Source organism: Pseudomonas sp. LBUM1666 (assembly GCF_059695775.1).
On record NZ_CP166789.1, the window covers coordinates 4291826 to 4306734 of the forward strand.

At 59.6% G+C, this 14909-nt stretch carries 9 protein-coding genes and 1 other RNA gene; 2 read left to right on the forward strand and 8 right to left on the reverse strand.

Annotated elements, in window-relative coordinates:
* Positions 1 to 8: 8 nt before the first annotated feature.
* Positions 9 to 2093, reverse strand: a complete 2085-nt coding sequence (gene dnaX / locus ACA056_RS19670; RefSeq protein WP_497267086.1) for a DNA polymerase III subunit gamma/tau — start codon at positions 2091 to 2093, stop codon at positions 9 to 11.
* Positions 2094 to 2237: 144 nt separating this feature from the next.
* Here dnaX and ACA056_RS19675 point away from each other — a divergent pair, with 144 nt between their 5' ends.
* Positions 2238 to 3002, forward strand: coding sequence for a substrate-binding periplasmic protein (locus ACA056_RS19675; RefSeq protein ID WP_497267088.1), 765 nt, complete (start codon positions 2238 to 2240; stop codon positions 3000 to 3002).
* On the opposite strand, the gene ACA056_RS19680 is transcribed toward ACA056_RS19675, so the two are convergent.
* Entirely contained in the window at positions 2957 to 4699 is a 1743-nt protein-coding gene (locus ACA056_RS19680) for a putative bifunctional diguanylate cyclase/phosphodiesterase (RefSeq protein ID WP_497267090.1), read from the reverse strand. The two genes, ACA056_RS19675 and ACA056_RS19680, sit on opposite strands and share 46 nt — an antisense overlap.
* Before the next feature lie 283 nt (positions 4700 to 4982).
* Between ACA056_RS19680 and ACA056_RS19685 the strand changes: the two genes are divergently transcribed.
* Positions 4983 to 5297 carry a helix-turn-helix domain-containing protein gene (locus ACA056_RS19685; protein ID WP_497267092.1) on the forward strand — a complete coding sequence of 105 codons (315 nt, stop codon included), beginning with the start codon at positions 4983 to 4985 and terminating at the stop codon, positions 5295 to 5297.
* Between the two features lie 180 nt (positions 5298 to 5477).
* On the opposite strand, the gene ffs is transcribed toward ACA056_RS19685, so the two are convergent.
* The 6 genes from ffs to ACA056_RS19715 all read right to left on the reverse strand — a co-directional run bounded on the left by ffs (position 5478) and on the right by ACA056_RS19715 (position 14813).
* Positions 5478 to 5574: signal recognition particle sRNA small type (ffs, locus tag ACA056_RS19690), an RNA gene on the reverse strand.
* A gap of 156 nt (positions 5575 to 5730) precedes the next feature.
* Positions 5731 to 6897, reverse strand: coding sequence for a zinc-binding metallopeptidase family protein (locus ACA056_RS19695; RefSeq protein WP_497267094.1), 1167 nt, complete (start codon positions 6895 to 6897; stop codon positions 5731 to 5733).
* 203 nt (positions 6898 to 7100) lie between these two features.
* Positions 7101 to 9458, reverse strand: coding sequence for an NAD-dependent DNA ligase LigA (gene ligA, locus ACA056_RS19700; protein WP_497267096.1), 2358 nt, complete (start codon positions 9456 to 9458; stop codon positions 7101 to 7103).
* A gap of 91 nt (positions 9459 to 9549) precedes the next feature.
* On the reverse strand, positions 9550 to 10404 hold the full coding sequence (gene zipA, locus ACA056_RS19705) for a cell division protein ZipA (RefSeq protein WP_111450622.1): 855 nt from the start codon (positions 10402 to 10404) through the stop codon (positions 9550 to 9552).
* Between the two features lie 258 nt (positions 10405 to 10662).
* Positions 10663 to 14151, reverse strand: coding sequence for a chromosome segregation protein SMC (gene smc / locus ACA056_RS19710; RefSeq protein ID WP_497267098.1), 3489 nt, complete (start codon positions 14149 to 14151; stop codon positions 10663 to 10665).
* Positions 14152 to 14153: 2 nt separating this feature from the next.
* Positions 14154 to 14813, reverse strand: a complete 660-nt coding sequence (locus tag ACA056_RS19715) for a GntR family transcriptional regulator (protein ID WP_497267100.1) — start codon at positions 14811 to 14813, stop codon at positions 14154 to 14156.
* Between the last annotated feature and the right edge of the window lie 96 nt (positions 14814 to 14909).

Below are 14909 nucleotides of genomic sequence, written 5' to 3' on the forward strand. Positions count from 1 at the left end.
TTCAGTTATTAGCCCTGAGTGACCAGGGTCTCGACAGGTTCAATAGTATCGTTACGGACCACCGCACCGAACTGCTGCATCATTTGCTGGATGAACGGATCACCGTGGATCGACTCTTCGGCCTCGCGCTGACGGTTCGCACGGCGACGGGACGCAGCCTGGGCCGGGGTTTCCTGCTCGGGCTTGATCAACTCCATGCGCAGGGTCAGCGTACGCCCGTGAAACTGGTTCAACGCATCGTTCAAGCGACGCTGTTGAGTCGCGTTGAACAACGCGCTGTGGGCCGGGTCCAGGTGCATCAGCCAGTTGTCACCGTCGACGGCGATCAGCGTGCAGTTGGCGGCGATGCTGCCGGTCATGCCGGAGATCGGCAGTTTCGGGAACAACTCCAGCCATTGCAGCGCCAGCCCGGTGGCCGGCATGGCGGCCGGTTCAGGCTCGGCTTCCGGCACTGGCTCAGCGGTGTGTTCGCTGGCCAGTTCATCGAGGTAGCTGTAGGCCGACTCGATATCTGGCTCGATGTAGTCCTCGTCCAGCGGCGGCTCATCGTCCAGTTCCATGCCCGGTGTCGCGGCATCGACGTCGGCTACCGACGGCTCCGGGATCGGCGCTGCGGCCCACTCCGGTGCGTCCGGCACCACGCTGTCGGGGATCGGCAATGGCATCGGCGCCAAATCGGGTTGTTCGCTGGCGGTTTCCAGCATCGGCTCGACGGCGGGTTGCTGAACCACTTCGGGTTCTATCGGATCGTTCCAGGGCAGATCGACGACGACTTCGACCGCTGCTGCCTCAATGACAGGCTCAGGCGCAACGACGGACGCAACCGGATCAGGCTCGGGCGCATGCACTGGAGCAACCACCGCCGCAACTGGCGCAGGCGCGACGGGTGCAACTGCCGCAGCGACTACCGGCGCAACAACGGGCGCGGCAGCCACTGAATTTGCGGAATCAACTGTGGCTTGGCTGATCCCCACTGGCTTTAGCGGTTGCCTCGGAGCGTCCGCGGTGTCTGCCGGACGGAACGCGAGCATTCGCAGCAGGACCATTTCGAAGCCACCGCGCGGGTCCGGTGCCAGCGGTAAGTCGCGACGACCGATCAGGCCCATCTGGTAGTAGAACTGCACGTCTTCGGCCGGCAATGCCTGAGCCAGTGCCAGCACTCGGTCACGGTCGCCATGACCGTTGTCGACGCCCTCAGGCAGGGCCTGGGCGATGGCGACACGGTGCAGCACGTTGAGAATTTCCGAGAGCACGCCGTTCCAGTCCGGGCCTTGTTCAGCCAAATGACGGACGGCTTCGAGCAAGGCCTTGGCGTCGCCTTCGATCAGCGCATGCAGAACGTCGTAGACCTGACCGTGATCGAGCGTGCCGAGCATCGCCCGTACGTCGGCGGCCATGACTTTGCCCTCACCGAAGGCAATCGCCTGGTCGGTCAGGCTCATGGCGTCGCGCATCGAACCGTCGGCAGCACGGCCCAGCAGCCACAGCGCGTCGTCTTCGAACGGTACGTTCTCGACGCCCAGCACGTGGGTCAAATGCTCAACCACACGCTCCGGCGTCATGTTCTTCAGAGAGAACTGCAGGCACCGCGAAAGAATCGTTGCCGGAAGTTTCTGCGGATCGGTGGTCGCCAGGATGAACTTGACGTAGGGCGGCGGCTCTTCAAGGGTTTTCAACAGCGCATTGAAGGAATGGCTGGAGAGCATGTGCACTTCGTCGATCAGGTAGACCTTGAAGCGCCCGCGGCTCGGCGCGTACTGCACGTTGTCGAGCAGTTCGCGGGTGTCTTCGACCTTGGTCCGGCTCGCGGCGTCGATCTCGATCAGGTCGACAAAGCGACCTTCATCGATCTCGCGGCACACCGAACACTCGCCGCAAGGCGTTGAAGTGATACCTGTTTCACAGTTCAGGCATTTGGCGATGATCCGCGCGATGGTGGTCTTGCCGACCCCGCGGGTACCGGTAAACAGATAGGCGTGGTGCAGCCGCTGGCTGTCCAAGGCATTGATCAGAGCCTTGAGCACATGGGTCTGGCCGACCATTTCGCGGAACGAGCGCGGACGCCATTTACGTGCAAGAACCTGATAACTCATCGAAAACCGTCGCAACTAAGGAACAGAAGCGGCTAATGCTAGCGGAGCAAGGCCAAAATTGCATCCGGTGCGCTCGTCTAATCTGGCTAAGATGGTCTTTGGGGGGCTTTTATCGGCTCGGGGTTTATCAGTACCGGAGCGTTTATGCGGCTGGCCTTGGGGGCACTGCTGTTGATCAGCCTGAATGTCGCTGGCGCCGAGGCGCCGCTGCGCTTTGTGGTGCCCGACAGTTGGGCGATGCCGATGGTGCAACTGGACCGCGGCCACCCGACCCAAGGCATCCTGCACGACGTGATGGTCAGTCTCGCGACCCAGGTCGGTGTGCCTGCCGAATTTCACGTGCTGCCTCGGGCGCGGGTGCAAAACGCCATGGAGCACGGTGAGGTTGATATTCGCTGCTACGCGGCGCAGTCCTGGCAGCCGAATCAGTCCGGGGACTACATCTGGAGCATTCCACTTTGGTTTCAGCGCGACATGCTGATCAGCCGGCCAGATCCGCTGACCTCAGTGACGCCTGCGAACTTGCCACGACAATCCATCGGCACGGTACTCGGCTACAGCTACCCGACCCTGCAACCCCTGTTCGATACCGACCGCCTGCATCGCGAAGACGCGCGCAACCAGGAACAGGTGCTGGAAAAACTCCTGGCCGGACGCTATCACTACGCCGTGAGCAATCAGTGGACGCTGGACTGGTTCAATCAGCGCCTGCTGCCTGGCCGGCAACTGCAAGGCGTGGCGGTTTTGCAGGAACAGAGTGTCGGTTGTTATGTGCGCAACGATCCCAAGGTGCCCGTGCAGCGCATTTTGCGCACCTTGGTGCGAATGAAAATGTCCGGGGAAATCGACGACATTATCCGGCTCTACATTGGTGGCGAGCCACTCAAGGCGCCCAATGGCAAGCCTTGACCCGCCTGCTCCAGCACCTGCCATTGCGGCGGCGCTACAAAACCCTCGACCCAGCCCGGTACTTCTGCGGGCGGCATCGGCCGGGCAATGAAACAGCCTTGAGCAACTTCGCAACCCAGGCGCAGCAGCAATTCACCGTGCTCGATACTTTCCAGCCCTTCGGCGATCACCTGCCGGCCAAACGCCCGAGCCAGGCCAATGACCGCCTTGGTCAGCGCCAGATCATCCCGATCATTAAGGATGTCGCGCACGAACGACTTGTCGATCTTGATGGTTTGGGTTTGCAAACGCTTGAGGTAGCTCAGGGACGAATAACCGGTGCCGAAGTCCCCCAATGAAAACTGCACCCCCAGCGCCTGACAGGCCTGTAAACAGGCGCTGACATGCTGAATGTTCTCGATCGCCACCGACTCGACGATTTCCAGGTCGAGCATCTGCGGAGCCACCTCGGCATGCCGGGCGAGCACGTGCTTGAGCCGGTCGACGAAATCCGCGCGCTGGAAATGTCGTGCCGCAATATTAATGCTGACTGGCCAGCCCTGCCCCGCTTGCTGCCAATGGTGCAACTGCGACAGGACCTGATCCATCACCCACTCACCAATATCGATGATCAAGTCCGTTTCTTCCACCAGCGGCAAAAACTCCCGGGCCGGCATCATGCCGTGTTGCGGATGCTCCCACCGTAACAACGCCTCGAAGCCGACTACCTCGCCACGACGCATGTTCACCTTGGGCTGGAAATGCACACGCAACTCACCGGCAGCCAGCGCCTGACGCACTCGCTCGACCGTCTGGTGAGTGGCCTTGACCTCCTGATCCCGGGACACGTCGAACAAATGAAAGCGATTGCGACCGCGTTGTTTCGCCACGTACATGGCCTGATCGGCATGACGTAACAGGGTTTCGGCATCTTCGTTGTCGTCGGGGAATAAGGTGACGCCGATACTGGCAAATACATTGATGCCCTTGCCATGCAGCGAGTACGGCGCCGAAATAGCGCCGAGCATCCGGTTCAACGCCGCACGCAGTTCCGGCAGATCTCGCACGTATCGCAACACCAGCACAAACTCGTCACCGGCCAGCCGCGCCACCACATCTTCGCTGCGCACAATGGCGCGCAAACGCTTGGCCACCTCGACCAACAGCAGATCGCCACTGGCATGCCCGTAACCATCGTTGACCGCTTTGAAGCCGTCGAGGTCAAGCATGCACACCGCCAGCGGGATGTTTTCCCGCCGGGAGAACTCCAGCGCCTGATCCAGCAAATCCGAGAGGAACGCGCGATTCGGCAGCCCGGTCAGCACGTCATGCCCCACCCGCCATTGCAGTGAATGCAGCAATTGGTGTTTTTCGCTGATGTCGAAACGAATCGAAAGATAACGTTCAACCCGCCCGGTAGCGTCATCGAGCACCGGCACCATGGTGCTGTCGACCCAATACAGGCTGCCATCCTTGGCGCGATTACAAATCTCGCCTTTCCAGACCTCGCCCAAGGCGATGGTGCGCCACATGGCCGCGAAGAAATCGGCGGAGTGCAGACCCGAGTTGAGGAGACGATGGTTCTGCCCGAGCAGTTCTTCGCGGCTGTAGCCGGACACGGCACAGAACTGATCGTTGACGTGGGTGATCCGGCCGCTCAGATCGGTCTCGGAAAAAATCGCGGCGGCATCCACGGCCCTGCGGTATTTCTCATCCATGAGTCAGGCTCGCTGTGGCTAGCGGTGATACCGCTCGACCCGTGCAGGATGCCCGGAAGAGATGTTTTTATAGGTAATGCACAGAAACACGATGTCACTCCATGAACAGTGTTTGATGGCCTCCTGACAGCAGAGATCAACTAACCTTAAAGGCCCCAGATACCCATTTTGAGCGGCGATTCTACGAAACGCATCACATTTTGCAAATCAAGGTGATGGATTATGCAGTTGTCTAATGCAAAAATCTATCGTTAAGTTCTTGATTCTAAATGGGAATTAAGCGATGCAAATTTCAAGTTTGGGTGCGGCCATTCGGCGCTACCGCAAGGTCGCTGGGCTTACTCAGGCTGAACTCGGCGAAAAAACCGGTTTTGACCCCAAAACCATCAGCCGCTTTGAAACCGGCACCTACACCCCCAGCGTGGAAGCCTTGTTCCTACTTGCCGATGTGTTGGGCGTGAAGCTGAAAGCCTTTTTCGCAGATTTAGGCGATGAAGATGAACAGCGGGCGTATCTGTTCGGTGTCATACATAAAGCCACCCCGAAGGATCTGGGAAAGCTGATCGCAGCGGTTGACCTGGCCTTGTCCAAGCCTTAGTGCCAGAAATAAAAAAGGAGGCCGAGATGCCACATTCGACAGCTCGGCCTCCTTTAATGTGTTCGCTCTGAAAACCGGAAACGAAAAAACACCGCCCTGGATAAGATCCGTGGCAGAGCAACAAAATGTATTTTTAGACAGATAACGCGAGAGAGGACTCGCGGTGCGTTATGGAGGCAACCCCACCAGCCACACCCCGGCACACAATGTTCCCGCTGTGGCTGCTTCCTTCCGGATCTGACCAGGTTCACGGGTAATCGTTGCGGGGGGACCGATGGAGTCACCATAACGACGCTCACCTGACGGCGAGCCGCGCCATTGTACCTATCTGAGACGAAGTTACAACCGTTCGATCCAGATTAAAAATATGAATCAGGTCAAGGACATGCACAGGGCGCGAAGCACCATTGTCCGTAGCAGCGTTCAGCAGACTCTACAAGTCCTGCAACACCTCATCCGCCCGGCCGCCCTCTTGCTGGATCACCAGGTGGATGAAGTGCAGCTTGGCGATCACTGCCGGCGGCAGGACGAACGGATAGAAATCTGGCTGCCCCATGCTGCGGGACAGTTCATTCAGCATGCCGGCCAGTTCGATCCACGCATTGACGAACGACAGGAACGCCGCGCCGCCGGGATGCTGTGGATCATAGAGGGCGCTTGGAGGAAAGGGCTGATAGTCGAAGTCCATCTCCCTGGCACTCATTCCGAACCCCAACGCCGTATCCACCGCGTCCATCATGTGCAGGTAGTGTGCCCAGGTTTCGGCCCAATCTTCCCACGGATGCATGGTCGCGTAGGCGCTGACGTAATGAGGCTGCCAGTCGAGCGGCGCGCCTTGCTGGTAATGCCGTTCGAGGGCGTCGGCATAACTGGCGCGCTCGTCGCCGAACAGGCCACGGAACGGTTCCAGCCAATGACTGTTGGCGATCAGCCGATCCCAGTAGTAATGCCCGACTTCATGCCGAAAATGCCCGAGCAACGTGCGATAAGGTTCGTGCATCTGCACCCGAATCTGCTCGCGATGGGCGTCGTCGGCTTCTTTGATATCGAGGGTGATCAGACCGTTGGCGTGACCAGTGGTTGGCGGCTTGCCTTCGAGGTCGACACCAATGAAATCGAAAGCCAGCCCCGTCTCTTCGTCCACGGTTTTGGGAATCACCTGCAAACCCAGGCTGACCAACTGTGCGACCAGCCTTCGTTTGGCCGTTTCGACCTTGCGCCAGCGTTCGTGGTTTTCGGCAATCGACAGGTCGGGGATGGTGTGGTTCAGGCTACAGGCGATGCATAACGCATCGCGGTCATTGGCGGGCAACAGCCAATTACACGCAGCCGGAGAATCGAGGTTGGCGCAGCGGCGCACAACACCCGCTTCGGGATCAGCGTCGAGCAACCAGGTATCAGCCTGCACGCCGGGCTGCAGCGACGATAAACGACTCTGCTCCGGTTGATAACCCAACGCCGCCGAACACGCCAGGCACTGGCTGTTGCGAAAAAACAGCGACTGCCCACAGCGACACTGCCAGACCTTGCTGTTGCGCGAGCTTTCGCCGATGAAGGGTGCGGCGATGCGTGAACTGAGCTGTTCGAAGAAGCGGTACATGGCGATCTCTCCCTGGGGCTTGCCAAGACTAGATCATTGCCTGACAAAGATCGTTCCTACATTGTGGCGAGGGGGCTTGCCCCCGTTGGGTCGCGCAGCGGCCCCAAAACCGCCAACGGAACTCTTTCAGGCATACCGCGCAAGCAGATTTGCGACGGCTTCGCCGCCGAACGGGGGCAAGCCCCCTCGCCACAGATCCGGAGTCAGACAGAGATGCCGTGCTTACTCAGAAACTCGACAAACGCTTCTTCATCCAGAACCTTCAATCCCAACTCATTAGCCTTCGCCAACTTCGAGCCGGCACCCGGCCCGGCGACCACACAATGGGTCTTCGCCGATACCGAGCCCGCCACCTTGGCACCGAGGCTTTCAAGTTTGTCCTTGGCGATGTCGCGGCTCATCAACTCCAGCGAACCGGTCAGCACCCAGGTCTGCCCAGCCAGCGGCAAGCCTTCAACGACTTTCTTCTCGCTCTGCCAGTGCATGCCGAAATCGCGCAGCTGTTTTTCGGCGGCTTCAGCAATGTGGCGATTTTGCGCAACCGCAAAGAACTCGCGAACCGAAGTGGCTTGCTTCTCCGGCAGCGCCTGACGCATATCCAGCCAGTCGGCGCTGAAAACCCCTTCAAGCGAACCAAACTTGTCCGCCAGCTTCTGCGCCCCACCCGGTCCCACCGAAGGTATGTGCAACTTGTCGAGAAAACCACCCAACGTGGTGCTGGCAGCAAACTCGGCGCCCAACTCGCCCTGATCCTGAATCTGCAGGCCGTGCTTGAGCAGGTCCTTGATCACCTGCTGGTTATGCGCATCTTCAAAGAAGCTATGAATCTCATGAGCCACCTCCAGGCCGACATCCGGCAAGTACGTGAGCACTTGCGGCAAGGCCTGCTGAACCCGCTCCAGCGAGCCGAGAGAACGCGCCAGCACCTTCGCAGTCTCTTCGCCGACATCGGGAATCCCGAGGGCGTAGATGAAACGTGCCAGGCTCGGCTTCTTGCTGTCTTCGATGGCGCTGAGCAAGTTCTTGCTCGACAACTCGGCAAAGCCTTCCAGATCGACGATTTGTTCGAACGTCAGCGCGTACAAATCAGCCGGCGAACTCACCAGCCCTTCGTCCACCAGTTGCTCGACGCTCTTCTCGCCCAGGCCTTCGATGTCCATGGCGCGACGGGAGACGAAGTGAATGATTGCCTGCTTGAGTTGCGCACCGCAGGCCAGACGACCGACGCAGCGGTACACCGCGCCTTCGCTGACGGTCTCGCGACCTTTGCTGCGTTTGACCAGTTGCGTGCGCTCGACATGCGAGCCGCAGACCGGGCATTTCTCGGGAATCTGTACTGGCCGTGCGTTGTCCGGACGACGCTCGATGACCACTTGCACCACCTGCGGAATCACATCGCCCGCGCGGCGAATGATCACGGTGTCGCCAATCATCAGGCCCAGACGCGCCACTTCGTCCATGTTGTGCAGCGTTGCGTTGGCCACGGTGACGCCGGCCACCTTGACCGGTTTCAAGCGCGCCACGGGTGTCACCGCACCGGTACGACCGACCTGGAATTCCACGTCGAGCAATTCGGTGAGTTCTTCCATGGCCGGGAATTTGTGCGCGATCGCCCAGCGCGGTTCACGAGCACGGAAGCCCAACTCACGCTGAGAGGCAATGCTGTTCACCTTGAACACCACGCCGTCGATTTCGTAGGGCAGCGAATTTCGGCGCTCACCGATGTCACGGTAATAATCCAGACATTCAACGATGCCGTGAGCCAGTTTCAACTCATGACTGATCGGCATACCCCAAGCCTTGAGCTGCTTGAGATTGCCAATGTGCGTATCAGCAATATCGGCCGAAATCTGGCCGATGCCATAGCAGCAAAATTCCAGCGGACGGTTGGCCGTGATCTTCGAATCGAGCTGACGCAAGCTGCCGGCCGCCGCGTTGCGCGGATTGGCGAAGGTCTTGCCGCCGACTTCCAGCTGCGTGGCGTTGAGACGCTCGAAACCGGCCTTGGACATGAACACTTCGCCGCGCACTTCCAGGGTCGCTGGCCAGCCAGTACCGTGCAGCTTGAGCGGAATGTTGCGCACGGTACGGACGTTGACGCTGATGTCTTCGCCGGTGGTGCCGTCACCGCGAGTCGCGCCGCGTACCAGCACGCCGTCCTGATACAGCAAGCTGACCGCCAGGCCATCGAGCTTGGGTTCACAGCTGTATTCCACCGCCGCACCACCGCCAAACAAATCGCCGACCGGCAGATCCAGCCCTTCGGTTACCCGACGATCGAACTCGCGCATGTCGGTTTCTTCGAAGGCGTTGCCGAGGCTGAGCATCGGTACTTCGTGACGCACCTGAGTGAACGCCGACAGCGCCGCGCTGCCGACGCGCTGGGTCGGCGAGTCGCTGGTGATCAGTTCGGGATTGGCCGCTTCGAGGGCCTTGAGCTCGTGGAACAACCGATCGTATTCGGCGTCCGGAATGCTCGGCTCGTCCAGCACGTGGTAGCGATAGTTGTGCTGATCCAGCTCAGCACGCAGCTCTAGAATGCGATTTTTGGCGGCGGTCATGGGTGTTCTCTCATAAAGCAAAAGAGCAGCCGAGGCTGCTCAATCTATTTTGCTGATCGTCCCGCGCGCGGCGCGGGAACAACCTTTTGAATCAACGCTTCTGGGTCAGGGCGCGACGTTCGAACTCGACGATGCGCTGACGGTAATGCTCAATCGTCTGGGCAGTCAGCACGCTGCGCTGGTCGTCTTTCAGTTCGCCGTTCAGCTCCTGGGACAGTTTGCGCGCCGCGGCCACCATCACGTCGAAGGCTTGCTTCGGATGACGCGGGCCTGGCAGACCGAGGAAGAAGCTCACTGCCGGTGTGCTGAAGTGGTCGATGTCGTCCAGATCGAAGACGCCCGGCTTGACCGCATTGGCCATCGAGAACAGGACTTCGCCGTTGCCGGCCATGCTTTCGTGGCGGTGGAAGATGTCCATCTCGCCGAAACGCAGACCGCTTTCCAGAATGTTCTGCAACAGCGCCGGGCCTTTGAAGCCGGCAGCGTCGCGGCAAATCACGCTGATCACCAGCACTTCTTCGGCTTGCGGTTGTTCCTTGTCGCTGGCCGAACTCGAAGCCTTGGTGTCATCCGGGAAATCGTCGTCACGGCTGCTGAAGCTCGGGCCGCCGTCCAGATCCAGACTGAGATTCATGTCGCCCTGGGAGGGCTCGCCATGGCCACGCTTGCCGCGCTTGGAACCCGACTCACGCGGCTCACGGGCAGGCATGCTCACCGACGGCAGATCGTGCTCGTCCAGTTGCGGCTCTTTATGCGTATCCAGCACACGGGGCGGGCCCAACAGCTCGGCGCTGGTGTCCTCGTCCGGCAGGTTCGACAAACTTCGGTCGAGACGGAATTTCAGTTTCCCCTTGCCGCCGCGCATGCGACGCCAGCCATCGAAAAGAATACCGGCAATGACAATAATGCCGATGACGATCAGCCACTCGCGCAGACCGATTTCCATGTAATCCCGTGCCTCTATAAAAAATGCTGAAAAATAAGGGGTTTACAACTCGCAAACCGCTTTAAAACGTGGCGCCAACTCTATGTTCTGACAGGCGTTTTGCCCACGTATACGAAAAATTGACATTAAACTAGCACGACCAAAGGCAACTTTACACCGTCTGTCACAATGGCTTGCGCGAATATGTCGATTGGCCAGCAAGTAAAGGTGGGTAAAAAAGTCCTACAGACTAAAAATACTTGCCCTACAAGTGCCCCCTCACGCATCCACCATCGCCATCGCCTCCTCGACATCCACTGCCACCAGACGCGAGCAACCTGGCTCGTGCATCGTAACGCCCATCAGTTGCTCGGCCATTTCCATGGCAATCTTGTTGTGGGTGATATAGATGAACTGCACCGTCTGCGACATCTCTTTGACCAGCCGTGCGTAGCGTCCAACGTTAGCGTCATCCAATGGCGCGTCAACTTCATCGAGCATGCAGAACGGCGCCGGATTCAACTTGAAGATGGCAAAAACCAGAGCCAAGGCAGTCAGGGCTTTTTCGCCACCGGAGAGCAAATGGATGGTGCTGTTCTTCTTTCCTGGCGGCTGCGCCATGATCGTTACCCCTGTATCGAGTAGATCTTCGCCCGTCAGTTCCAAATAGGCGCGTCCTCCACCGAAAACTTTTGGGAAAAGGGCCTGTAAACCACCATTGATCTGATCAAAGGTATCTTTGAAGCGGTTTCGGGTTTCCTTGTCGATTTTGCGAATCACGTTCTCGAGCGTATCCAGCGCCTCTACCAAATCGTCGTTCTGCGCATCCAGATAACGTTTACGCTCGGATTGTTGCTGGTATTCGTCGATGGCCGCCAGGTTGATCGCACCGAGACGCTGAATCCGCGCGGCAATGCGTTCGAGTTCTTCTTCGGCGTCTTTCTCGTTGGCCTCGGCCACCAGCGTGGCGAGCACGCCATGAAGGTCGTAACCGTCTTCCAGCAACTGATCTTCCAAGGTCTTGCGGCGCACGGTCAGGGCTTGCCATTCCATGCGCTGGGTTTCCATCTGGCCGCGAATCAACTGGGATTGCTGTTCGGCCTGGCTGCGACGTTTTTCCGCATCACGCAATTCACGATCAGCGTCTTCCAGGGCGATCTGCGCAGTCTTGAGTTCTTCGTCGACGGTCATTCGCTTGTCGAGCAACTCTTCGAGCTTGAGGCGCAACTCTTCCAGCGGCGCCTCGCCCTCCTCCAGGTTGAGACTCAGCTGTTCGCGTTTTTCGGTCAGGCGCTCGGACTGCATTTCCAGACGCTCCAGCGCCTGACGCGTCGAGTCGTGTTGTGCCTTGAGCGAACCCAGACGCACCGCCAGCTGATGCGCGTGATCCTTGTGCTGCCGGGCCTCCTGGCGCACCCGATCAAGTCGCTCGCGCAAGCTGTCGCGCTGGGCCAGCAGCAACTCGCGTTGCTCGGTGTCCAGCGCCATGCTGTCGAGGGCTTCCTGCAATTGCAGACGCGCCTCGCCGATATTTTCGTGTTCCAGAGCGCGTTGCTCAGCCAATTCGGTGAGTTCTTCGTCCAGTCGTGTGCGACGCAGGGTCAGTTGTTCGGCCTTGGCTTTACCGGCGGACAATTGCGCTTTCAACTCACCTTGCTGACGCGCTTCGTCTTGCAGCAGACGGCGCAGATGTTCGCGACCGTTTTCCTGCTGACGCTGTTGCGCCCTAAGATTCTGAAGTTGGGTTTCCAGGGTTTCGACCGTGGCTTCGCGCTCTTCGCGTTCAAGGCCCAGACGCTGGATTTCCTGACCGCGGGCGAGCACACCGCTTTCCGCTTCGCTGGCCCGACGCACGCGCAAAAAGTGCCGACCGACCCAGTAACCATCGCGGCTGATCAGGCTCTGGCCGGCGGTCAATTGATTGCGCAGGGCCAATGCCTGTTCGAGGCTGTCGACCGGTTTAACCTGCCCCAACCATGGCGCCAGATCGATCTGCGCTTCAACTTTATCGAGCAAGCTGCCGGGCACGCGCACGCCATCAGTGGCCGGGCTGAGCAAGCGCAAATCGCCTTGGGCAAAACCGGCCAGATCGAAATCGCCGAAGTCATCCACCAGCACCGCTTGCAGGTCGGCGCCGAGTACGGTTTCCACCGCCAACTCCCAACCGGCTTCGACTTTCAGGCCTTCGGCCAGACGCGGACGGTCCGCCAAATGTTGTTCGCGCAGCCATTCAGCGGTACCGGTGCCCGGATCGAGTGCGGCTTGCTGCAAGGCTTCAAGAGAGGCGAGGCGACCGTTCAGACGCTGCAAGTCGCCCTGAGCCTGCTGCTGATTTTGCAGCGCTAATTGCAATTCCTGACGCAGTTGCTCGAGGCGTTCTACCTGGGCTTCTTCACTGGCCTGCAAATCTTCCAGCGTCGCTTCACTCGCGGCCAATTGCTCGCTGAGTTCCATGATCGCCGCGTCTTCCGGGTCCGCCGAGAGCAACGCGCGCTCTTCGCCGAGACGCTTCTGGCGATCGGCCAGGCGCTCCATGCTGGTTTCCAGCTGCTGGATGCGCGACTGCTGAACTTCGGATTGGCGACGCGGTTCGGCGGCCGTCAGGTTGAAGGTGTCCCACTGCTCCTGCCAGGCATGCATGGTGGTTTCGGATTCTTCCAACGCGGCGGCGGCTTCTTCGGCGGCGGCGCTGGTGACTTCCTGTTCGGGGGTGAGCATGTCCAGCTCTTCGCCCAACGTCAGGAGCAAGGTGCGGTCGTGGCCCAAGTGAGACTCGGTTTCCAGACGCGCGCGCTCGGCTTCTTTCAGATCGTCCTGCAACTGCCGCAAACGCTGCTGACCGTGCTGAATGCTCTGCTCGACCCGGGCGATGTCGCCGCCGACCGAATAGAAGCGCCCCTGCACCAGATTGAAGCGTTCGGACAGGTCGTGATGCCCGTCCCGCAGGCGTTCGATAGCCGCATCGGCATTGCGCTGCTCGGCCACCAGCGCTTCGAAGGTGACTTCCTGATTGCCAATGACCGCTTCGCGCTGACCGACCTGTTCATTCAAAGCCTGCCAGCGCAGGGCCGACAGTTGGGCTTTGAGCTGACGCTCCTCGCCCTTGTATTCCTGATACTTCTTGGCGGCCTCGGCCTGGCGGTACAAGCGCTCAAGCTGACGCTCGAGCTCTTCGCGCAGGTCGGTCAGTCGGGCAAGGTTTTCGTGGGTGCGACGAATGCGGTTTTCGGTCTCGCGCCGACGCTCCTTGTACTTGGAGATGCCCGCCGCTTCTTCAATAAAGTTGCGCAAGTCTTCGGGCTTGGACTCGATCAGCTTGGAGATCATCCCCTGCTCAATGATCGAATAGCTGCGCGGGCCCAGGCCTGTACCGAGAAAAATGTCGGTGATATCGCGGCGGCGGCATTTGGTGCCGTTGAGGTAGTAGGTGGTCTGGCTGTCGCGGGTCACTTTGCGGCGAATGGAAATTTCCGCGTAGGCCGCGTATTCGCCGAGCAGGGTGCCGTCGGAGTTGTCGAAAACCAGTTCGATACTCGCTTGGCTCACCGGTTTGCGGCTGGTGGAGCCGTTGAAGATGACGTCGGTCATCGACTCGCCGCGCAGGTTCTTGGCCGAACTCTCGCCCATCACCCAGCGGACGGCGTCGATGATGTTCGACTTGCCGCAACCATTGGGCCCGACCACCGCCGCCATGTTACTGGGGAAGTTCACCGTGGTCGGGTCAACGAAGGATTTGAACCCCGCCAGCTTGATGCACTTTAGCCGCACGCTTAAGCGTCCGTCAGGGCAGAAACCACCAGATCGCAGCTGCGCTGGGCATACGCCGTCAGCACGATGCGGATCTGCGGAAAATCACGGGCCAGCACGGCGGCGAGCAAGCGTTCGAACAATTCGAGGAACTCACTCATCGAGGCCTTGCGCTGCTCCAGGGCGAGGAAATACGCGCGGCTCATGGCCGGCTGCAGATTCTCGACGGTTTCCTGCAAGTACGGGTTGTTGGCGAACGGATACGCGGCGCGCATCACATTAAAGCTATCGTCGACGAAGGTGCGGATGTCCTGACGTTCGTAGCTGGCGGTCAGACGCTGCTGGATTTGCACGAACGGCGCCATGTCGGCCTGGACTTGCCAGCCGCTGGCCACTGCATTGCCCAGCAGAATGTAGAGCTCGCTCATCAGCGTGCACAGGCTCTGGACCTTGTGAGCCGTGAGCTCGGTCACGTGGGCGCCGCGTCGCGGCAGGATCGCGATCAGGTGGCGGCGTTCGAGGATCAACAAGGCCTCACGGACCGAGCCGCGGCTGACATTAAGGGCCAGCGTGACCTTCTGTTCCTGGATGCGCTCCCCGGGCTTCATTTCGCCACGAATGATGCGTTCGGCGAGGTGGTGAGCAATTTGCTCGGCGAGGCTGTCCGGCGCCTTGAACGTCATGGTTGTCCCTTAAAACTCTTCGATCTGCACAAGCGGCGCAGTGTACCGCACATAAAGGGTCATGGCGGAGTGCCCACTCAGCGGTTTTTGGCACGA